Genomic DNA, 22,645 nt, shown 5'->3' with positions numbered 1-22,645 from the left:
TGAATGCTCCAAAGTCTGCCCTTAGTTTAACGAAGGACTTGCTTCGGAATGTTTTTTAATTTTTCCTTTTGATACCTCGTCAACTTATTCCGAGGTAATTTACTTTGCAAAAGTACTCTTTTTGATGTTTTTATAATGCCTGTTTCCCCGTTTAGATTTTTATAGTATCATAGAAATTATCGATTCATATTTTACGAAATTCGTCTTAACTTTTCCTATTTAAACAATAAAAAATCCCACCTAATACGTGCTCCACAAATAATGGCTCAGAAAAAGATTCGATGGAATGTCCGCCACCAGTATAAAAAGAGCGCCCTCCATCAAACTCATGATACCAAGCAATTGGATGGTTTTCTCCATTGGTTCCTCCTTTATAAGAAGATTCCTCTAAATTCATCAACACATGAATAGCTGGATTGATATTTTTAAAATTATACCATTCATCTTTTCTAACCCAAGACTCGGGAAGCATTTTTGTGGAGATATGACTTCTATCTAAAACCTTGATTGTTGCCTCTGGCGTACCACTTGGATGGTTTTCAAAGTAAGCGCCTACTAGTTTACCATACCAAGGCCATGTATATTCGGTGTCTGAGGCCGCATGAATCCCCATAAAACTTCCTCCCTGTTGAATATATTTTTTAAAAGCATCTTGCTCTGCATCGCCTAAAACATCTAAAGTTGTAGACAAAAACATGACCATATCATATTTTTTTAAATTCTCTGTAGAAAACTGCAATGAGTCTTCGGTATGGTCTACATAAAAATGATTTTCTTTTCCTAATTTTTTAATTAATGCTACTCCTGCTTCAATAGATTTATGTCTAAAGCCTGCTGTTTTTGTAAATACTAAAACATGCTCTTCTGAAGCAACTTCTTCTTTTTCAATTGCAAAATCAGTTTCACTTTTATTATTTGCTGATGAATTTTCTTTACATCCTATAAAAATAAGTAGGATGAAACTGAATAGTAAGTGTTTCATTCTTGGTGTTGGTTTTGTGTTCTAATTTATTGATTTAATGCCATAATATATTTTTTAGGCGTAGTTCCATACTTCTTTTTAAAAGCAGCAATAAAATGACTAGCCGTACTATATCCTACTTTTAAACCTACTTCATTTACATTAGAATCGCCTGTTTCAAGCATTTTACGAGCATATTCCATTTTATAATCAAATAAAAAACTATAAACAGAATCTCCATAAACTTGTTTAAAACCTTCTTTTAATCGTTTTAAATTAAGTCCTATCTCATCCGATAGTTCTTGTAATGAAGGCGGTTCTGCCATTCGGGCAATAACTATATCTTTTGCTTTTCTAATACGGCGTACGTTATCTTCGTCTATTAAAAAAGGGCACTGTTCTATATCTGCATCTTCAGGTTTGTTAAAATAAAGACCTAACAACTCGTATACTTTCCCTTTTAAATACAAACTTTTTATAGACTGATGGAGGTTATAATTCATCATCTGACTCAACACCACAGACATTACAGGTGTAATTGGAGAGGTGTTGTAATACTTTTTATCAATATTGTCATCATCCAGAAAATGAATATAATTTGCTTCAGAAGAAAACAAAGAATGAAACTTTTTTATGGGAATCAATATTGAGATTAACCAAGTTTTAGAATTTAATTCTAGATTAATTGGTAAATCCCGTTGCGGATTATAAAGTATCAATGCTTCCTCCTCTTTTAAGTCCAAGGCATAATTTCCTTGATTAAAATGAAAGATAGCACTCCCTTTTAAGCAGAAGTGAAATTGAATAAAACTACTATCTATTTGCTTAGTAATATGCTGAATATCATGAGCTTCATTTTGAAGCTTCAATAATGTAAATCCATCTTCAATTATAATTTCCTCCATAGCACTTATAGCGTTATTTTTTAAACCTACATTTGTAGTAAAAACAAATCATATTATTTAGAATTGTTCTAAACAAATAATTCGTCAATCACTTAATTCACTTCAAAAATACGGTATTTTGCGGTATATCAAATCAAAAGGCGAGTGTTTTTCCTAAAGCGACATAAAAAGTTCTTCTAGCGTTATTTTTATACATCTTTAAAATATAATTTTGCTCCGACTTCAGAAAAAACTGAATGGAAGCTTATAATATTTCAAAACATAGATCTTTTTACATCATCGGAATTAGCTACAAAAAAGCTGATGCCGGATTGAGAGGAAAATTTAGTTTGGACGAAACTGCAAAGAATGCGCTTTTGGATCAAGCTCAATCTGCTGGTATAGATGGTATTTTGGTAACGTCTACTTGCAATCGAACCGAAATTTACGGATTTGCTCAACATCCTTTTCAATTAATACAATTGTTGTGCGGAAATTCTAACGGAACTGTAGATGAATTTCAGCAAATAGGTTATGTGTATAAAAACAACGAAGCTATTTCGCATTTGTTTAGAGTTGGAACAGGACTTGATAGTCAGATTCTGGGAGATTTTGAAATTATCAGTCAGATTAAACAAAGTTTTATTGCTTCAAAAGCACGGAATCTTACCAATCATTTTTTAGAACGTTTGTGTAATTGTGTAATTCAAGCAAGTAAACGTATTAAAAATGAAACAGAAATTTCTTCGGGGGCTACCTCTGTGGCTTTTGCTTCGGTACAATATATTTTGGCCAAAATTCCAAACATTTCAGAAAAGAATATTTTATTATTCGGAACGGGAAAAATAGGTCGCAATACCTGTGAGAATTTAGTAAAACACACCAAGAACGATCATATTGTTTTAATTAATAGAACAAAAAATAAAGCCGAAAAAATTGCTGGGAAGTTTAATCTTATTGTAAAAGAATACAGTGATTTACAGGAAGAAATAAGAAAAAGTGATGTCCTTATTGTGGCAACGGGAGCACAGAAGCCTACCATTGCAAAAGAACTTATACATACTTCAAAAGATTTATTAATTTTGGACTTGTCTATCCCCCAAAATGTAGATACAAATGTAGAAGAGTTAGAAAATATTACTTTGGTACATTTGGATCAGTTATCAAAAATTACAGATGATACGCTAAAAAGAAGAGAGCAATTTATTCCAAAAGCAGAAAGTATTATTGAAGAGGTAGAAACTGATTTTAAACATTGGTTAGAAACAAGAAAATTTGCCCCCACAATTAAAGCTTTAAAGAAGAAGTTAAAAACAATGAAAGATGCTGAAATTGACTTTCAACGTAAAAAAATCAACGATTTTAATGATGAACAGGCAGAAATTATCAGCAATCGAATTATTCAGAAAATTACAACACACTTCGCCAACCATTTAAAAGACAGTTCGAACACCTCCGACGAAAGCATTGAACTAATTAAAAAAGTGTTTCAATTAGAGACTTCAAAATGAATAACGTAATTAGAATTGGAACTCGCGATAGTGAATTAGCACTATGGCAGGCTAACCATGTAAAAGATTTATTAGCAAAAAACGGATTTGAGTCTGTTATTGTTCCTGTGAAATCCGATGGAGATCTTATTTTAGATAAACCATTACACGAATTAGGAATTACAGGGGTTTTTACAAAAACATTAGACGTAGCTATGTTAAATGGGACTGTAGATATAGCCGTTCATAGTATGAAAGATGTTCCTACAAAACTCCCTAAAAACATTGTAAAAGCAGCTGTGTTGCCTAGAGCAAATACTTTTGACATATTATTACATAAAGACAAACCAAAAGAGTTTGCCAAACATGCTACAATTGCAACAGGAAGTTTACGTAGAAAAGCGCAATGGCTTAATAGATACCCAAAGCACACTATTGTAGATTTACGTGGGAATGTAAATACCCGATTAGAGAAACTACAAAACAACGACTGGAGTGGAGCCATATTTGCAGCCGCAGGATTGGAAAGAATTAATTTAAAACCACAAAATCATATGGTACTAGATTGGATGATTCCTGCTCCGGCACAAGGAGCAATGCTAGTGGTGGCCATGGAAAACGATAAATCCACACGCAAGGCTATAGAAACATTAAACGATTACGAAACTGACATCTGCACCACTATAGAGAGAGAATTTTTAAGTACTTTAGAGGGTGGCTGCACGGCACCAATTGGGGCGCTTGCAGTAATAGATATTGATTATGTAACTTTTATTGGTGGTTTGTTCTCTTTAGATGGAAAACATAAAGTAACCGTAGAAAAAAGGATTCTCATAGAGAATTGCGAAGGCCTTGGTGCCTTATGCGCTCAAGAAATCCTTAAAGAAGGTGGTGAAGAAATTATGATAAAACTTAAAAAAGAATTAAGCTTATAAAACCCTCACAGAAGGTTTTATAACAACCAAGCTCCGTACTGAGCTGAGTCAAAGTATAGTTGCCTTTAGAAGAGGAGTTGAATAAAGCGAAGGGATTATATAGATAATGATTCTTTACTTAATTATATAAAAAATTAAATTTACTCGTGTGAAAAAATTAAGTCCACAAAGACTGTTTTTCTTAATAATTGACTTTATCGTGATTAGCTTTCTAATTTTCGATTTTGGCTTCTTTGTGTACGAAAAATTTAGAACACATAAACTTATTATTATAAGTGCTTTAATTTTAATTCTTTTAGGCACTAATATATATCGTTATTTTATCCAAAAAGACAAAACCAGAAAGCTCATAAGCCTTACGTACGTAAGTATCTTTGCTTCTGTTGTGTTACTTAGCATTTTTGTATATATTTTTGCTTCTCACCATGTTTTAGAACACTATTTATATAAAATAAAACCCTTTTTAGAAGGTGCTTTACTACTTTATTTAGTATTAAGACTTACCATTTTAATCAGATATTTATACAGTGTATATTTCAACCCAGCTATCTTATTTGTAGGTAGCTTTTTTATATTTGATTTGTTAGGAGCGTTTTTATTAATGCTCCCAAAAGCAACTACAGTTGGAGAAATTAACTTTATTGATGCCTTTTTCACCTCCACAAGTGCCGTTTGTGTAACAGGATTGGCAGTTATGGATACCTCAACAGATTTTACACTTTTTGGACAGGGAGTTATCCTATTTTTAATTCAATTAGGCGGATTAGGAATCTTAACTTTTACTTCCTTTTTTGCTTACTTTTTTAAAGGGGGATCTTCTTTTAAAGAAACGCTGTATGTAAAAGACTACGTAGCTTCGGAAACGCTAAAAGACACTTTAAAATTTGCAATGAATATTGTGCTTTTTACTTTTTCCTTAGAAGGGATTGGAGCTATTTTTATCTATTTTTCTATTGATGATTTATCAAATTTAGAACATCCTATATTTTTTAGCATCTTTCACTCTATCTCAGCATTTTGTAACGCAGGATTTTCTAATGCCCCAGATGGACTATTTAATGAAAATTTACGTTTTGATTATCCATTCCAATGGGTAATTATGTTCCTCATTATATTTGGAGGTTTAGGCTACAATATTGTTTTCAATTTTTATAATTACATCAAACTATATATCTTAAATCTCTTTACCAAAGAGCACAAAAAATATTTAGTAAGACTCCTTACACTAAATTCTAAAATAGTAATGGCTACAACGCTACTGTTGCTTTTAGCTGGGTTTACTTTTTTCCATTTTTCTGAAGGAACCAATACACTTGGAGAACACCATACTGCTTTTGGAAAAATAACAGCTACGGCATTTCAAGCTGTAACCCCAAGAACTGCGGGCTTTAATACCATAGATTATTCACATTTAACAATGCCATCATTACTATTTGTAATATTATTAATGTGGATTGGAGGTTCGCCAGCATCTACGGCAGGAGGTATTAAAACTACTACCTTTGCATTAGCAACTTTAAATATTTTTGCCATTGCTAGAAATAAAAAAAGAATAGAAATTGGAACCAGATGTATTAGCAATGCCACGTTGAACAGAGCTTTTGCTATTGTTTCTATTTCGTTAATAACTATTGGTATTGCTATTTTATTGTTACTGTTTTTTGAACCAGAAAGAGATTTGATTTCTGTTGCTTTTGAATCGTTTTCTGCATACAGTACAGTTGGACTAAGCTTAAATTTAACGCCTCATTTAAGCTATCCAAGCAAAACGGTTATTATTGTTGTAATGTTTATAGGGCGTATAGGAATGCTTAATATTCTTATTGGATTTTTAAGACAGATGAATAATCAGTTTTATGAATATCCAAAGGAAAATATATTAATTAACTAATTATGACCTCCCCACAAAGGGATTAAGTATAACCAAGACCTGTGCTAAAAGCATTTTAAAAAGTAAAAATTGCTTGCATAATTATTGAAAGTATTGAAAACTGAATGTTTAACTTAAATTTATTCGCGTGAAGATTATCATCTTTGGTTTAGGAAATTTTGGAAGTTCTTTAGCTTTAAAGCTTACCGAATCGGGAAATGAAGTAATTGGAGTAGATCTAAAAATGGAGAAGGTAAATCTATTAAAAGATAAAATTGCCCACACCATTTGCTTAGATGCAACCAACGAATTGGCATACGATTCTCTTCCGCTAAAAGACACACATATTGCAGTAGTTGCTATTGGAGAACATGAAGGAGCTGCTATTATTACCACTGCAATTTTAAAAGAAAAATTTTCAGCTAAAATTATCAGTAGGTCCCTATCTCCTGTGCATGACACCGTACTTAAAGCTATGGGAATTGAGCATATTATCCACCCAGAACAAGAAGCTGCTGCAAATCTTACAGGAAAAATAAACTTAAGAAATGTACTCGATAATTTTAATTTAGATGATGAATATTCGATTTCTGAAGTAAAGGTAAATGACTCTTTTCAGGATAAATCGCTTCAAGATTTAGATTTTAGAAAACAGTATAATTTAAATGTTGTTACCATTATTCGCCCTTGCAATAAAAAGAACTTTTTAGGAAATCAGTTAAAGAAAAAAGAAGTAATTGGACTTCCTGCTAATGATACTAAAATAAAAAAGGACGACCTGCTAATTGTTTTTGGTAGGAATGAAGATATTGCAACCTTTGGAGACGCAATGACTAACTAATTTTTTGATATATGATAGAAATATTGAGCACCAAAAAATTAACCAACCCTCAAAAAGAACTATTATTAAAAGAAAATATAAATTGCTTTGATGAAGATTTCATTAAAATATCACCCATAGAATTTGAAAGTCCGACTGTTATAGAAAATGCAATTTTCGCAAGCAAAAATGCAGTTAAATCAATTCTTAATCGTGAAATTACAATAAAAAATTGTTTTTGTGTAGGAGATAAAACGGAGGCCTACTTAAAGAAAAAAGGCTTTTCTGTAACAGAAAAATCATATCAAGCACAGGCATTGGCAGAGCAGATTGTAAAAAAGCATTCAGAAAAAGAATTTACCTTATTCTGTGGAAACATCCGTAGAGAAGAATTGCCAAAATTGTTAAAAAAGAATCAGATAAAACTATCAGAAATTGAAGTTTATAAAACAGCCTTAACTTCAAAAAATATGATTCGTACTTATGATGGTGTCCTCTTTTTTAGCCCCAGTGCAGTAGAAAGTTTTGCGCAACGAAATTTATTTGAAGAAACCACAGTTTTTTGCATCGGTAAAACCACCGAGGCTGAAGCTAGAAAACACACCAATAACATTATAACAGCAAATAGAAGTACTATTGAGAACGTTATTATTCAGGTTATAAAACATTATAAGTAAACTAAAAAAAATTTAACGCTAAATATTGGAGCATTCAAATCTCGGTTATCGAAAAAAAATTGCTTAGCGCATAATTGGATTATAAAAAAGACATGATAAAAAACGATTTATTTTTAAAAGCCCTCAAAGGAGAATCTGTAAGCAGACCACCAGTATGGATGATGCGTCAAGCTGGAAGGTATTTACCAGAATTTATGGCACTCAAAGAAAAATACGATTTCTTTACCCGTTGCCGTACACCAGAGTTAGCAGCAGAAATTACTGTACAACCAATTCGTATTGTAAAACCAGATGCTGCTATTCTTTTTTCCGACATTTTGGTTATTCCACAGGCAATGAATATTGAGGTAGAAATGAAACCTGGTGTTGGCCCATGGCTTCCAAACCCTATTCGTTCTGCTAAAGATGTAGAGCAAGTTATTGTTCCAGACATTAATGAAGAATTAGGCTATGTTATGGATGCTATTAAGCTTACCAAAGAAATGTTGAACAATGAAGTTCCGCTAATAGGTTTTGCTGGTTCTCCATGGACTATTTTATGCTATGCTGTAGAAGGTCAGGGCTCTAAAAGTTTTGACAAAGCCAAAGGTTTCTGCTTTTCACAACCAGAAGCTGCACATGCTTTACTTCAAAAAATAACAGATACTACCATTCTTTACCTAAAAGAAAAAGTTAAAAATGGTGTCAATGCAGTACAGGTTTTTGATTCTTGGGGAGGAATGCTTTCTCCTAAAGATTATCAAGAGTTTTCTTGGAAATACATTAATCAGATTGTAGAAGCCTTGGCAGACGAAACCGAAGTAATTGTTTTTGGAAAAGGGTGTTGGTTTGCACTTGGAGATATGGCCAAAAGTAAAGCTTCTGCATTAGGAGTAGATTGGACATGTTCTCCTAAAAATGCACGCTATTTAACTGGTGGAAATATTACTTTACAAGGTAATTTCGACCCGTCAAGATTGCTATCTCCTATCCCTACCATCAAAAAAATGGTTCATGAAATGATTGATGAGTTTGGAAAAGATAAATATGTTGTCAATTTAGGGCACGGTATTTTACCACATATCCCTGTTGACCACGCCAAAGCATTTATTGAGGCGGTTAAAGAATATGAGCATAAATAAAATGAATGTTGGGCGAATTATAAAATCGCTTTCTTGGAGTCAGTTAATCCGACTTTTAGGCATTGCTATTTCTCGCCCAATTTTGTTTTATTGTTTTATAAAAGCAACTAAAAAATGTATTTCTATTACCACAACACACTTTGGAAATACACACCATAAAAATAATATTGCTAATGCCTTCAGGCATGCACTATGGACTTTTTTAATTATTAACTTTAGTTTAAAAGCGGGGAAAAATATTAAAAAAAGCACCTCATGGGCAAAATTTATAACCGATTGGCACGAAGATACTTTTATAAACAATCCGCTTGAAAGGGCTATGGATATTCATAATAATACTGTTGGAATTTGTTTTGCTGAAAAACAATATTCGTCTAATAAAAATCTTGAAATGTCTATTACTAGTTTGTTAGACAACACCAATGAAGCAATTCAAATAACAAATTTAGATGAAATAAAATTAGCAAATAACAAGCTTGTTTTTATTGATACATAGACAAAAATATAAACGCTGAACATCATGCTAAGCAAAGGGTTAAAAGATGAAGAAAACGAACGATTAAGTCGCATTTTAGAAAGTTTATTAAACATTGAATTTGTTCCAGATTTATGGAAAAAAGAACAAAGGCAGGAAGTAGATAAACAATTAGAAACTGCCTACTTATTATCCATAAAATTTATTATAGAAACCAATGTTGATATATTGTTAGAAAAACTTCATACTCAAAATTTATCCTTTGAAAATTACGAACAATTAGGAGATTTACTATTGAAAATTATTGAAGTTGAATCCAAAGAAAATCAATCAGAACTAGCAGAAAAAACAATCGCTATTTATGAATACGCTCAATTGGAAAGTAAAACTTTTTCTTTTGATTTAATTCAGAAAATACAAAAAGCGCAATCCTACAGGTTATAACTATTCAAGAGAAATAAAACCCTCCATGAGGGATTTAAGTTAACACTAAATTTAAAAAATGAGTTTATTCAATTTTGAAAATTATAAGTTTAAGATGGATAAGGACGGATTTATTCCATTATCGGAATTTGCAGATCCGCTTTTTGAAAATGACGTTGTTAGTCTTGCACAAATCGTTACTGAACAACCCGATGAGATCCTCTTCAAAGAAAAAAATGTAAAACATAATATTCGTTTAAAAACAATAGAAATAACTCCAGACCCTATATTTCCAAATATTAAACATGCTACAGCCTGTGAAGGCGGAATTCATAAAGACTCTTTTGTTGATTATGTTGAAATAATGAGAAAACTACAAAAACAATCTACCGAATGGTTTGAAAAATTTGTGGACGATTACAACGAAGAAGTAAAAAAACGATTTCCAAAAGACTAATTCATCAAGATTTATTTCAGTATGCAAAAACTCATCTTTTATATAATATTCTTAGCCGTAGTTAAAGGTTTTGGTCAAAAACTAGAATTCAACCCAAAAAAAGATCACCAGTATCCTTTTGAGACCGAATTGGTTGTTTTCAACACCTCACGCATTGACCTTGCCCTTAAAACAATCATTGGGACCACTTTCTTAAAAAACAAAGGGTATCGCATGAAGGTGGATCGGTTTCAGGTAAAGTCTCCTATATTTACGGTGGACAGCGACAACCCAGAAAGCTTGGGACAAGACAGTACAAAGGTAAGGGAGATCATTTCCAAGCCTTTCATTTTTATACCGGAAGAAGGAACCTTAAAATTGGTAAGCCATACAGGCATCGACGATTTTGACAAGATACAAGAGGCCTTAAAAGAATTTGGCAAGTATCACAACCCTAGCAACAATAAATTATACGAAGGCATTGTATTAAAAAAAGGATACTCTTGGAGCGTTACCGATTCCATCTCCAGCGAATTCCTTAATGTCAAGAGCCAAGTCGTAACATATGATTATACGGTAAAAAACATCACAAGAAAAGAAGTGATCCTTTATGGAAAGAGTGTTATGGAAAAAGAATACGATACCACAAATATTGCGGTGAAATATGTTTTGGACAAAAAAACCGGAATACCGCTTTACACCAAATTTGTATCGCATGAAAATGATGATGTCAGCGTTTTTATGATAAACAAGGTAAAAAATTATCATGCCCCAGATATGTTTGAAGAGTTTATGACAATAGAACCCGACCTGTACTACAGCAGCTATATGAAATACAGCAACTTTGATAATTCATCAATTGAATACGAATACCAAAAGCCCCCATTAATAACAGACAGGGAAAAGCTTGAAAAAACAATAGCACAAAGCTTGGACAGCCTTGTAATCGATACCTATCCTGGGCGGGAAAATTCGTACTATCTAAGTGGTTACCTCAACAACAGCGAAAGTGTTATGGATTCCCTTTTGGCCGGCGCCTATTCAAAGGTGAACAGCATTCAATTTTATGATAAAAATGGAAAAACCATCAACTTAAAACCCGACAAGAATGTTCCGTACTATACCCCGATGTATTTTGGTCCTTATCATTCCGGTTTATATCAACCCGTCCCAAAAATAGAAAAGGTCGAAATAGACATTACTACATTTAAACCCACCAAAAGAAAAACAGTAGCGCTAAATTCCAACATGAGCAACACCGATTACGATCTTAAAATTGCCGACAGTACGGTAAGCTTGAACTTCAAAAAGTACATGAACATTGATTATCAATCATTCCGGTTTTTTGATAAAGATGGAAAAGAATTGGATGCCAAATGGATCATTAATAACATGAACGAAAACTTAGCTACAAACGGCGAAGCATTCACTCAAAAATTTATTGAGCAAGTGCCCGGCAAAAGGGATATTTTGTACACCATGAAATTCATTGTAAAAAATGCTTCAAAAGCGACTTTCGCCATTCTTACGGATGATTTAAAATTTAGGCATGCAAAAACAATTGAACGAAAAACATCTTCAAGACCATAAAAAACATGTCCATCAGCATTATTGAAAAATACGACCGACAATTTGAGTATGCAGGCATTTTAATGAATGTGTTTATTGTTTATCAATTATTACAATTGTGGGTGTTTCCGCAACCAACACAAGCAGAAAAAATTTATTCAATGTCATCCTTAATGGCTTTTGAATTTGTTTTGGTACATTCTGGTGTTTTTATGGCATTAATGCCAAAAAAATGGTCGCTCATCATCTTTGTTCCTTTTTATGGACTCTTTGCTTATGCCTTCAACAAGTCAATGCCCAACAACGTAATTTTAATTACGTATATGTTTGTAGTTTTAAACAGAATGCGTTTTGCCTTTTTTAATGTCGATAAAAAATTTAAAGATCGAACCATTCTTTTTTCTATTATAGCTCTTATTGTTTATTTTATATTAATTTTTGTAGTAGCTTTTAGCTCGGAAATACTTCCCCCTTTTGGACTTACCAATGAGTTCTTAAACTTATCAGGCTACAATAAATTAAAAAACAACTTAGGAGGTTCGGGCGGCTTATTTTTAGATGCTCCGCAAACTGGTTTATGCTTAGGTATTTTATATTACAGCATACTCGCAATAATAGAAGGAAAATTAATTTCATATAAAGGAAAGTAAACAGATGAAAAATAAATTCTACCAATATATACAACAGCTTCAAGATACCATCACTTCTAAATTAGAAGAAATAGATGGGAAGGCAACATTTCAACAAGATTTATGGGAACGCCCAGAAGGCGGTGGTGGACGCACACGAGTAATAGAAAACGGAGATGTTTTTGAAAAAGGAGGCGTAAATATTTCGGCAGTTCATGGGCCTTTACCTCCAACCATGCAGGCATATTTTAAAGTAGAAGATTGCAATTTTTTTGCTTGCGGATTAAGCTTGGTACTACATCCTAAAAACCCAATGGTTCCCACCGTACATGCAAATTGGCGCTATTTTGAAATGTACAATAAGCAAGGAGAAATTATAGATAGTTGGTTTGGGGGTGGTCAAGATTTAACGCCTTATTATTTATTTGAAGAAGATGCCAAACATTTTCATCAAACCTGCAAAACAGCTTGCAATAAACATGATGCTAATTTCTATCCTGATTTTAAAAAGAAATGCGACGAGTATTTTTGGAATGCACACCGAAATGAAGCTCGTGGTATAGGTGGTCTCTTTTTTGACTACTGTAAAGCTTCCGAAGAAAAAAACATGGAAGATTGGTATAACTTTGTTACTGAAGTTGGAAATAGCTTTTTAGAGGCTTATGTCCCAATTGTGGAAAAAAGAAAAAAACTTCCTTATTCCAAAGCAAATAGAAATTGGCAGGAAATCCGTCGTGGACGCTATGTAGAATTTAATTTGGTGCACGATAAAGGTACTCTCTTCGGACTAAAAACTAATGGTCGTATTGAAAGTATTTTAATGAGTTTGCCGCCGCATGTACAATGGGTTTACAACCATCATCCTGAACAAGGAAGCGAAGAAGAAAAATTAATCAAAGTATTGGAAGCTCCAAAAGAATGGGTCGGATAAGTATATATATATCTTTATTCTTTCTCTCTTTTAACTGTTTTTCTCAGGAACAAACGGTTAAAAAAGACACCGTATCTGATGATGGCTATATTAAAAGATTCAATAGTTTAATAGGACTCCGGTTTTCTTTTATAGATGTTTCTAATAGTTTTGATTATTATCAAGGTGAAAATAAAACTACGTATGATATCATCCCTAATAAAAAACAGCGCCTAGCTTTAGGTTTCCAATATAGATTTATTGAATTTGGATTCGGATTTTCACCTTCTTTCTTACCAGGAAACAACGGCGATGATACCGATTCTGATATTTACAATCTAAATTTTAGAGGGATTTATAAAGGATTGATTCAAACTTTAAGTTTTTATCATCAACGAGGGTTTAAGGTAAAAAGTAATGCTGAAAATTTTGATGCTCCGCTCTTAGAAACTAATAAAATACAAGGCTCCACTGCATTTTCTTTAAATGATAAGTTTTCATATCGGGCAACAGTAGGACAACGGGAATGGCAAGCAAAAAGCGCTGGAAGTTTGATACCGAAAATAGCATACGATTATACTAATTTTGTGATGGAATCCAGCGGTTTTGACCAAAATTTGCAATCGGCAAACATAGGATTAGTTCCTGGGTATCAATACAGTTATGTAATTAATGACCATATGTTTATTTCTGCAGGTGCTTCTGTAGGTGTAGGACTTAATTATAATAATTTTGGGGGTACTGGTATTTTTACAACCTTATTTAGTATGTCGGCAAATGGAGTATTCGGATTTAATTTGAATCGCTATTTTGGTGGGATTCATGCCGATTTTTCTAAACTGAAATACCACGGTCATAACCATATCCAATTAGACGACAATATTGCTTATATAGATATTTATATAGGCTACCGATTTAAAGCGCCAAAAATACTAACCAAAACCGCCGATAAAATAAATGATACTTTTAAGATTGAAGAAGATTGAAGCGTGTAAAAGTAAGAAATGAGGAAATGAGGAAATTTAAAAGTAAAGAAAATACTATTAAAACCTTTGCCCCTCTGAACCTCTGAACCTTTGAACCTCATTCAGAATTATAAAATTAAAAAACAAAAATATGTATCCATTAAGAAGAAACAGACGCTTAAGAACCAATGAAGCTATTCGTAGTTTGGTACAAGAAACCATTATAACTCCAAACGATTTTTTGGTTCCTTTATTTGTAGTAGAAGGTAAAAACATAAAAGAAGAAATTGCTTCCATGCCAAATTACTTCCGTTTCAGTTTAGATCTACTTGAAAAAGAAGTAAAAGAATTATGGGGCATGGGACTAAAATCGGTTTTACTTTTTGTAAAAGTACCAGACAATTTAAAAGATAATAAAGGTACCGAAGCACTCAACCCAGATGGATTAATGCAACGTGCAATAAAAACTGTAAAAAATGCAGTTCCAGAAATGTTGGTTATGACCGACGTAGCGCTAGATCCATATTCGGCTTATGGTCATGATGGAATTGTAGAAAACGGACAAATATTAAACGATCCTTCCGCAGAAGTATTGGCCAAAATGGCTCTATCCCACGCACAAGCAGGAGCCAATTTTGTAGCACCAAGTGATATGATGGACGGTAGAATTTTAAAAATGCGTGAAACATTAGAAAACGAAGGTTTTATAAATACTGGAATAATGAGTTATAGCGCCAAATATGCTTCTGCTTTTTATGGCCCTTTTCGAGATGCCTTAGATTCTGCTCCTGTAGATGCAAAAGATATTCCTAAGGATAAAAGAACCTACCAAATGGATCCTGCCAACCGTACCGAAGCTTTAAAAGAAACACAAATGGATATAGACGAAGGTGCCGATATTGTTATGGTAAAACCTGGACTTTGCTACTTAGACATTGTTCGAGACCTTAAGAATAATTTTGAAGTACCAGTAGCCGTGTATCAAGTAAGTGGTGAATATGCAATGATAAAAGCCGCTTCTGAAAGAGGATGGCTCGACCATGATGCAGTTATTTTAGAACAAACTCTTGCAATTAAAAGAGCTGGTGCCGATATTATTGCTAGCTATTTTGCAAAAGATGTAGTTAAACTAATTTCTTAAATTGATGAAAAATCTATTCTCTATTATTTTTATCCTGACAATAACTACGTTATCTGCTCAAGATTTTTCGGTTGCCACCTTTAGCGAAAAATGGGAAAACTCTAAAAGCTATTTACTACAAATAGCACAATCAATGCCCGAAGAAAAGTACGACTACAAGCCTACCGAGCGCGAAATGAGTTTTAAAGAACAACTCCTACATATTCAACAAAACATGAATTGGCTCGGTAAAACTTATTTTGAGGCTGATATTAAGGATGAAAAAGTAGAAAACAGTAACAAAGAAGCCCTATTAAAATCAATTTCCACTTCTTTTGATGCAGTTAAAAATGCAGTTATAAAAACTCCAGACTCAACACTAGTAGATAAAGTAGATTTCTTTGCAGGCAAAAAAACCAAATTGCAAATCCTCAATTTATTACAAGACCATGTAACACATCACCGCGGACAATTAATAGTTTATTTAAATCTAAACAATATCAAACCTCCTAAATATGTAGGATGGTAATTTTAAGAGTATTCTTACATTTAGACAATCATTAGGGATAAACCCTTCTTTTGCTTCTTAGTATTTATATACGTATTTTAGCTACAAATCAATTATATGGGATTATTAATTTTATTTGCCCTCGTTTCAATTTTCTTCTCGTTTTTATGTTCTGTACTCGAGGCTGTTTTTTTGAGCGTTACACCAACATTTATAAACGTAAAGAAACAAGAAGGAAAGACATATGCCTTTACCCTTGAAAAGTTAAAGCAAAATGTAGATGCTCCGCTTATTGCTATTTTAACTATCAATACCGTTGCACATACGGTTGGCGCAATTTTAGTGGGGGTTCAAGCTGAAAAATTACCATATAAAATTGATATTTTAGGTTTTAATATTGTCGGAATTGTATCGGCTATTATGACCGTTTTAATTCTTGTTGTTTCAGAAATTATCCCTAAAACTATTGGAGCAACCTATTGGAGACGATTAGGAAATTTTACTGCTAAGACATTGACTATAATGATTTTTCCCTTAAAATGGACAGGAATTATCTGGCTCTTAAAATTAACAACAAAACTTATCGGTGGGAAAAGTGCACATGGGTCTGTTTTCAGTAGAGAAGATTTTACAGCTATGGCAGATATCGCTCAAGAAGAAGGGGTTTTCCAAGAATCTGAGTCGACCATGATTAAAAACCTAATGCGTTTCGATCAGATTTGGGCAAAAGATATTATGACTCCACGTACCGTTATGAAAACAGCTTCGGAAGATTTAACAATCCAAGAATTCTTTAATAGAAATCCGAAACTTCGATTCTCCAGAATTCCTATTTATAAAAATAATGTTGATAATATTACTGGTTTTGTTTTAAAAGATCAAGTACTGGAAGCTATGATTAATGGAGAAGGTGATGAAAAATTAAGTACCCTCCGCAGAGATATTTTAATTTCTAAACGAAGTATTCCGCTACCAGAACTTTTTGAAAAATTTATAGGAAATCAAGATCATATTGCTTTGGTTGTTGACGAATACGGTTCTATAAGCGGACTCGTAACAATGGAAGATATTATAGAAACCATGCTAGGACTCGAAATTGTTGATGAAAGTGATAATGTAGAAGATTTACAATTATTAGCACGTAGAAATTGGCAAATTAGAGCAGAAAGAATGGGTATTTTTGAAAAGCCAATTGAAGAGAATGATGGAACAAGCAGTAATTAAAACTCCCCTTGGAAGTACAAAAATTGTTGGAGATAAAAATGGAATTACTTCTATTACTGTTTTAGATGAAGAAACTACTATTTCTACAAACATTCCTGATGATTTAAAAGAAGCAACCCAACAACTGCAGGCATATTTTACAGGAAATCTAGTGCAGTTTAATTTCAAAATAAACCCGCAAGGAACAGATTTCCAAAAACGTGTTTGGAAAGAATTACTAAATATTCCCTTCGGAAAAACAACTTCTTACTTAGAACTATCAAAAACATTAGGCGATGTAAAAGCTATTAGAGCTGTTGCCTCTGCCAATGGTAAAAATCCACTTTGGATTGTTGTTCCCTGCCACCGTGTTATTGGCACCAATGGCTCTCTTACAGGCTATGCAGGTGGCTTATGGCGCAAAAAATGGCTTTTAGAACACGAAAGTCCATCTCCTCAACAAAAGCTTTTTTAAACAGATTAATTCCTATATTTAGTTTAATTTCATCAAACTCTCTATGAAAATGATACGTAAAATTTTCAGAGCCTTCCTATTTATTATAGGAATAACATGGATTGCTCTATATATCTTCGGATATGATTACTTGATAAAAGCCGTTCGTGTAACCTATTTAACAGGGCATTCCACTGCTTTTATAGATGATTTTAAGTATTTCGACAATGAAATTATTCAGAAAGGAGTTAATCCTCAACCATGGCCAAAAGCCCCATTCTATCAAAATATAGTATCTGAAAATCTTGACAAACTCAATCAAAAATATGGAACAGCTGCTTTTCTCATTATAAAAAACGATTCTATTTTTAGAGAAAAATATTATAATGAATACAACGAGATGAGTCGTACAAACTCATTTTCAATGGCAAAAACCCTAGTTGTAACCCTATTACAAAAGGCAATTCAAGAGGGGTATATAAAAAGTTTAGATCAACCTGTAGCAGATTTTTATAAAGAATTTGATACTCCAATTGGTAGAAAAATGACTGTTGGAGATCTAGCTTCAATGGGCAGTGGTCTCAATTGGGATGAAGCTTATTACAGTCCATTTTCCATCACTACCCGTGCCTACTTTGATGATGACCTAACAAAAATAATTCTCGGATTAAAAGTAGTTGACACCCCAGGAGAATCTTATAAATACCTAAGTGGTAATACACAATTACTGGCAATGATTATCCAGAAAAGTACTAAACAAAGTTTAGCAAATTATTTATCCGCTAGTTTTTGGCAACCCATGGGCGCCACAGAAATGGGACTTTGGCAATTAGATAGTAAAGAATCCGGACTCGCAAAGGCTTATTGCTGTATTGCTGCCACTGCAAGAGGTTTTGCTCGCTTTGGCAAGCTCTATAAAGACAATGGTAAATGGAACGGTGTACAACTTTTGGATTCAACTTTTGTTGAAAAAGCTACAAAACCTAGATTTAAAGACGGACAAATGTATGGCTATGGTTTATGGTTACTAAATAATTACAATGGAAGAGACTTTTTTATGCTCCGAGGTCATTTAGGTCAGTATGTAATTGTTCAACCAGAGGATAACTTAATTATAGTTCGCTTAGGAGACCAGACCTCATCAGAACAAATAAATTCTTTCAGTAAAGACATTTATGAATATATTGATGAATCCTATAAAATAATAAACGATGCTAACTAAAATTAGTCTAGAAAATATTTTATTCCTCGATATTGAAACAGTTCCAGAGCATGATAATTTTGATGCTTTAGACCCTACAAAAAAAGAACTCTGGGCACATAAAACACAATATCAGCGAAAGGAAGATTTTTCACCAGAAGAATTTTATGATCGTGCTGGTATTTGGGCGGAATTTGGAATGATTGTTTGTATCTCTGTAGGATATTTTACCTTTAAAGGTAATACAAGAAGCTTTAGAGTTACCTCAATTCACGGAGAAGAAAAAGATCTTTTGAACGAATTTAAAAACCTTTTAGAGACTCATTATAACGAACCTTATAAATTACTTTGCGGACATAATGCTAAGGAATTTGACTTCCCTTTTATTGCAAGAAGAATGATTATTCATGGAATAAGATTACCTACAAAACTTAATTTATTTGGAAAAAAACCTTGGGAAATCCCTCATTTAGACACCATGGAACTCTGGAAGTTTGGCGATTATAAGCATTATACTTCTCTTAAGCTACTTACTAATATTTTAGACATCTCATCGCCAAAAGACGATATTGATGGAAGTATGGTTTGCCATGTGTTTTACATAGAAAAAGATATCGATAAGATTGTAACTTATTGCGAAAAAGATGTCATTGCCGTAGCTCAAATTTTTCTTCGCTTAAGAGGACAGGATATTTTAGACGATTCAGAAATTAAACATGTGTAATTTTTAGTTGAGAGTTTAAGGTTGAAAGTAAAAAGTTAAATAGTTATGAAGTTACGTTGTTATGATGTTTTTTGACTATAAAATAGAGAAGTCAATTCGAAAAACTTTCAATCTTTGAATCAAGAGAAAGATTTTTCAATTATCAACTATAAGCCTTAAACTCTCAACTACAGACTGCCTACTGGGCACTGTTCTAATTCTTTAAAAACTTGGCTCCAGTCATTTTTCCATTTTCTTGAACTGCAACTACATAAAGTCCAGATGGAAAACGAGATACATCAATACTTTTATTGTAACCATTTCCTGTAGCTACAATATTTCCTGCCGAATTATAAATTTGGTAAGCATCGTTAGTAGCAGAAAGTCCGTTAATAGTAATATTATTTACTGTTGGATTTGGATATACACTTATTCTCTTTATATCATCTTGAGTCTTTAGAAGTTCACTAGCATCCATTGCTGCCAATCTATCTAAAGAGCTTTCTTTACTTGCACTATTTGCAAAACCTCTAACAGTAACATTATCAATGTAAATGCTAGTAGTCTCATTATAAATTTGTGTTTCTATTTTAAATTGAGTGTTTTCAGAAAATTTAAGCTCTTTGTTTGTAAGAGTTAATGTAGCTTGATAGAAATATCCATTCGCTACTTCATCATTTATAACATAGGTCTCTAATAAATCCCAACCATTACCATTATTTACAGATACAGATATTTTATCATTATTTTTAATAGCTGTTGCTAAAACATAGAAGTCTAACGCTATTTTTTCATATGGTAATATATTCATTTTTGGCGTTACGATTGAAGCCAAACCTGTTTCTCTACTACTTGCAGCTATAGAGTTATCCAAAGTATATTTTCCTTTACTTGCTCCCCAAATTCCTGATGCACTCCACTCTCCTATTCCATTTTCAAAATCATTGAAAGCAATTATATCAGTTAGACTTTCTTTAGATAATGTTCTTACTGAATATGCATCGCTTATTTCAGAAGTATTTTTAGCTTCGTCTTTAGCTACAATTGTAAAAGTATACGCTGTATTTGCCTGTAATCCGGTTACTGTTAATTTATTTTCAGCAAGCTCATCTATTTTAATTCCGTCCATAAAAACTTCATAAGCAACCGTTGCAACATTATCTGTTGCCTGTTTCCAACTTAACTCTAATTGAGTTTGAGACAAACCAGAAACCGAAATATGTTTAACACTATTTGGAGCTTCTGTATCTATAAATTTAGTTTTAAATACTTTTACCTCGCTATATTCAGATTCTGCTAACTCAGAACATAAAGTTCTCACTTTCCACTCATAAATGGTATTTTGCGATAATGAGCTTAATTTATTATTATTTTTAGTAGCTAGAACTGTATTCCAAGAACCACTTGTATTTTTATTACTTCCTTGCGCTCTATAAGCAACTTCATAAATTGCATCTGCCACAACTTCCCATTCTAGTGTTGCCTCTGTTTCTTTAATTTCTGATGAAGACAATTCTTTTGGAGTGTCCAATGTACAAGCGCTTTTTTTAACTCCTGTAAGAACTATTGAAAAATCCTGTGAAGAAGTTGCTAATTGCCCTTTGTGAGTAACCGTAATTTTATAGGTTCCTGAAGCATTAGGAATTTCAACTTTTTCAAACGGATCCACATTATTAATTCCTTTTTCCGCAGCACTATTTCCTTTACTAACAGAAAGTTTCCAAGGATAATAAGCAGTCTCTTCTCCTTCTTTAGTAATAATTATATCAAGGTTGTTTACTAAAACTGATGTTGGATCGTTTAACTTCCCTTCATTTTTTGATGCATTTGCAAGGTCTGTCCAAGAAATTGAAGCCATTAATGTTTGTCCTTCTTCCGCATCAACAGTAAAACTATATGTTTGTCCTTCATTTAAAGTCTCTTCAATAATTTCCGATTCGAATCCCGCTTTTGAAATTGTTTCTGCAGCCTTTCTAGCATTTATAATTCCCCATCCAAATTTATAATCTGGCCCTGGAAAAGCACCTGCCTCATCTGCGGTATGCAATGTTAATCCTTTAAGCGTTGCCGCTCTCATAAAAGTTCCGTGTGTTTCTCTGTAATATTGCTGAAGTAACAATAAAGATCCCGTAACACCAGGAGCCGCCATTGAGGTTCCAGATTGACTAACATAACTAGTTTCTGTATCACTATAAGCCGAATATACATCTACCCCTTCGCCTGTAATATCTGGTTTAATTCTACCATCATCTGTAGGACCGAAATTACTAAAAGAAGCAATATCTGCACTAATAAGGTTTTCATTTTCATCTAAAACAACATTATCTGCCGCGGCTACTGTCAATCCATTCTTAGACACTGCATACCCAAGTAAAAGATCGTTTGCATCTGCTGGAGTTCCTACATTTGGAGTTTCATTATATTGATATTGCTGTGTATTTCCTGCAGCTGTAACCATTAAATAATAAGGAGCATTGTACATAATCTCGTCCCATTCTTGCGCTTGGTAAATATATGCTCCGAAATACCAATCTGGAATTGTTTTTCCACTAATTCCATAAGAATGATTTGAAAGTAATAATCCGTTTGCCGCTGCTTCTGCCACTTCCGCCTCGTCATTAGTCCAATCAAAAGTAACTCCCTCTGCATTGAAAGCAACACCTTTTGCTTTTTTATCAACCCCTGCTGCCATAATTGTTCCTAAAACATGCGTTGCGTGTCCACTTGTTCTTTTTGAATCATCTCCAGACTTAACTCTCCCTGTAAACTCTTGATGAGACATTAAAGCATTTCCACTATCCCAAACTCCTACATGCATGCCAATTCCATCTACATCTAAATGCAAATCTCCAGTTCTATAAAGTGAATTTGATCTAGATGCATGTACCACATTATCATTAAATGTTGTAAAATAAATAGGCGCCCCATCTGGACCCACTTTTTCTAATTCCATATAGCCACCATTTGGAAGCTTTTTAGACACTTCCCAACCTTTAGAACGTGCTAAACTATGTGCTTTTTCTTTATTCAATAAAGCTTTACTTCTAAATTTAGCTGAAATCGATTTTAGATTCTTACTTTGAAAATCTTGAACATGTGTAGCTTTTTGAAACTTCTGTTGCGCTTCAACTTCTGAGACATTAAAAAGAAAAATTCCTGTAATTGCGATAGACAAAACTGTCTTTTGTAGGATTGATTTCATAGTTCTTGTGATTTGGCATAACTAAAGTAGGAGTTAAACCAAACCTTATCGATAAACTGCACGATTTATTCGATGAAATGCATTGTGAT

At 33.2% G+C, this 22,645-nt stretch carries 22 protein-coding genes; 19 read left to right on the top strand and 3 right to left on the bottom strand.

The window, feature by feature from the left end; translation table 11 throughout:
• Positions 1 to 205: 205 nt before the first annotated feature.
• Positions 206 to 982, bottom strand: a complete 777-nt coding sequence (locus AC13CQ_RS16255; RefSeq protein ID WP_474507331.1) for a ThuA domain-containing protein — start codon at positions 980 to 982, stop codon at positions 206 to 208.
• A gap of 26 nt (positions 983 to 1,008) precedes the next feature.
• Positions 1,009 to 1,866, bottom strand: coding sequence for an AraC family transcriptional regulator (locus tag AC13CQ_RS16250; protein ID WP_008611671.1), 858 nt, complete (start codon positions 1,864 to 1,866; stop codon positions 1,009 to 1,011).
• A gap of 236 nt (positions 1,867 to 2,102) precedes the next feature.
• Between AC13CQ_RS16250 and hemA the strand changes: the two genes are divergently transcribed.
• From hemA to AC13CQ_RS16155, 19 genes are all read left to right on the top strand, one after another.
• A complete protein-coding gene (gene hemA, locus AC13CQ_RS16245; protein ID WP_008611670.1) occupies positions 2,103 to 3,356 on the top strand; it encodes a glutamyl-tRNA reductase in 1,254 nt (417 codons plus the stop codon).
• Positions 3,353 to 4,270 carry a hydroxymethylbilane synthase gene (gene hemC, locus AC13CQ_RS16240; RefSeq protein ID WP_474507330.1) on the top strand — a complete coding sequence of 306 codons (918 nt, stop codon included), beginning with the start codon at positions 3,353 to 3,355 and terminating at the stop codon, positions 4,268 to 4,270. The genes hemA and hemC overlap by 4 nt, the downstream gene beginning before the upstream one ends.
• A 148-nt stretch (positions 4,271 to 4,418) precedes the next feature.
• Positions 4,419 to 6,161 carry a TrkH family potassium uptake protein gene (locus AC13CQ_RS16235; protein ID WP_474507329.1) on the top strand — a complete coding sequence of 581 codons (1,743 nt, stop codon included), beginning with the start codon at positions 4,419 to 4,421 and terminating at the stop codon, positions 6,159 to 6,161.
• Positions 6,162 to 6,288: 127 nt separating this feature from the next.
• On the top strand, positions 6,289 to 6,981 hold the full coding sequence (locus tag AC13CQ_RS16230; RefSeq protein ID WP_008611667.1) for a potassium channel family protein: 693 nt from the start codon (positions 6,289 to 6,291) through the stop codon (positions 6,979 to 6,981).
• 11 nt (positions 6,982 to 6,992) lie between these two features.
• Complete coding sequence (locus tag AC13CQ_RS16225; RefSeq protein WP_474507328.1) at positions 6,993 to 7,637, top strand: uroporphyrinogen-III synthase; 645 nt, start codon at positions 6,993 to 6,995, stop codon at positions 7,635 to 7,637.
• A gap of 92 nt (positions 7,638 to 7,729) precedes the next feature.
• Positions 7,730 to 8,758 carry a uroporphyrinogen decarboxylase gene (gene hemE / locus AC13CQ_RS16220; RefSeq protein WP_474507327.1) on the top strand — a complete coding sequence of 343 codons (1,029 nt, stop codon included), beginning with the start codon at positions 7,730 to 7,732 and terminating at the stop codon, positions 8,756 to 8,758.
• On the top strand, positions 8,745 to 9,254 hold the full coding sequence (locus AC13CQ_RS16215; protein WP_474507628.1) for a DUF6973 domain-containing protein: 510 nt from the start codon (positions 8,745 to 8,747) through the stop codon (positions 9,252 to 9,254). Before hemE ends, AC13CQ_RS16215 begins: the two co-directional genes overlap by 14 nt.
• A gap of 24 nt (positions 9,255 to 9,278) precedes the next feature.
• The gene (locus AC13CQ_RS16210) at positions 9,279 to 9,677 is read left to right on the top strand and encodes a hypothetical protein (protein ID WP_335587056.1); all 399 of its coding nucleotides are present in this window, start codon (positions 9,279 to 9,281) and stop codon (positions 9,675 to 9,677) included.
• Positions 9,678 to 9,735: 58 nt separating this feature from the next.
• Positions 9,736 to 10,113 (top strand): hypothetical protein, encoded by a 378-nt coding sequence (locus AC13CQ_RS16205; RefSeq protein ID WP_474507325.1) that lies wholly within the window; start codon positions 9,736 to 9,738, stop codon positions 10,111 to 10,113.
• A 21-nt stretch (positions 10,114 to 10,134) separates the two neighbouring features.
• Complete coding sequence (locus tag AC13CQ_RS16200) at positions 10,135 to 11,682, top strand: hypothetical protein (protein WP_474507627.1); 1,548 nt, start codon at positions 10,135 to 10,137, stop codon at positions 11,680 to 11,682.
• A gap of 5 nt (positions 11,683 to 11,687) precedes the next feature.
• Positions 11,688 to 12,311, top strand: a complete 624-nt coding sequence (locus AC13CQ_RS16195) for a hypothetical protein (protein WP_008611658.1) — start codon at positions 11,688 to 11,690, stop codon at positions 12,309 to 12,311.
• 4 nt (positions 12,312 to 12,315) lie between these two features.
• Positions 12,316 to 13,221, top strand: a complete 906-nt coding sequence (gene hemF, locus AC13CQ_RS16190) for an oxygen-dependent coproporphyrinogen oxidase (protein WP_474507449.1) — start codon at positions 12,316 to 12,318, stop codon at positions 13,219 to 13,221.
• Entirely contained in the window at positions 13,209 to 14,186 is a 978-nt protein-coding gene (locus tag AC13CQ_RS16185; RefSeq protein ID WP_474507448.1) for a DUF4421 family protein, read from the top strand. Before hemF ends, AC13CQ_RS16185 begins: the two co-directional genes overlap by 13 nt.
• Positions 14,187 to 14,316: 130 nt before the next feature.
• Positions 14,317 to 15,306, top strand: coding sequence for a porphobilinogen synthase (gene hemB, locus AC13CQ_RS16180; protein ID WP_008611655.1), 990 nt, complete (start codon positions 14,317 to 14,319; stop codon positions 15,304 to 15,306).
• 4 nt (positions 15,307 to 15,310) lie between these two features.
• The gene (locus AC13CQ_RS16175) at positions 15,311 to 15,814 is read left to right on the top strand and encodes a DinB family protein (RefSeq protein ID WP_008611654.1); all 504 of its coding nucleotides are present in this window, start codon (positions 15,311 to 15,313) and stop codon (positions 15,812 to 15,814) included.
• 96 nt (positions 15,815 to 15,910) lie between these two features.
• Complete coding sequence (locus tag AC13CQ_RS16170) at positions 15,911 to 17,017, top strand: CNNM domain-containing protein (RefSeq protein ID WP_008611651.1); 1,107 nt, start codon at positions 15,911 to 15,913, stop codon at positions 17,015 to 17,017.
• A complete protein-coding gene (locus AC13CQ_RS16165) occupies positions 16,998 to 17,471 on the top strand; it encodes a methylated-DNA--[protein]-cysteine S-methyltransferase (RefSeq protein WP_335587083.1) in 474 nt (157 codons plus the stop codon). Before AC13CQ_RS16170 ends, AC13CQ_RS16165 begins: the two co-directional genes overlap by 20 nt.
• A gap of 43 nt (positions 17,472 to 17,514) precedes the next feature.
• Entirely contained in the window at positions 17,515 to 18,672 is a 1,158-nt protein-coding gene (locus AC13CQ_RS16160) for a serine hydrolase domain-containing protein (RefSeq protein ID WP_474507447.1), read from the top strand.
• Complete coding sequence (locus tag AC13CQ_RS16155; RefSeq protein ID WP_474507446.1) at positions 18,662 to 19,375, top strand: 3'-5' exonuclease; 714 nt, start codon at positions 18,662 to 18,664, stop codon at positions 19,373 to 19,375. Before AC13CQ_RS16160 ends, AC13CQ_RS16155 begins: the two co-directional genes overlap by 11 nt.
• A 193-nt stretch (positions 19,376 to 19,568) precedes the next feature.
• Here AC13CQ_RS16155 and AC13CQ_RS16150 read toward each other — a convergent pair whose 3' ends face one another.
• Positions 19,569 to 22,556, bottom strand: a complete 2,988-nt coding sequence (locus tag AC13CQ_RS16150; RefSeq protein WP_474507445.1) for a S8 family serine peptidase — start codon at positions 22,554 to 22,556, stop codon at positions 19,569 to 19,571.
• Positions 22,557 to 22,645: the final 89 nt, after the last annotated feature.

The sequence above is a fragment of the Galbibacter sp. L-19 genome, from assembly GCF_056857615.1.
Note: the sequence above shows the minus strand (reverse complement) of the source record. Positions and strands in the feature narration are given on the sequence as shown.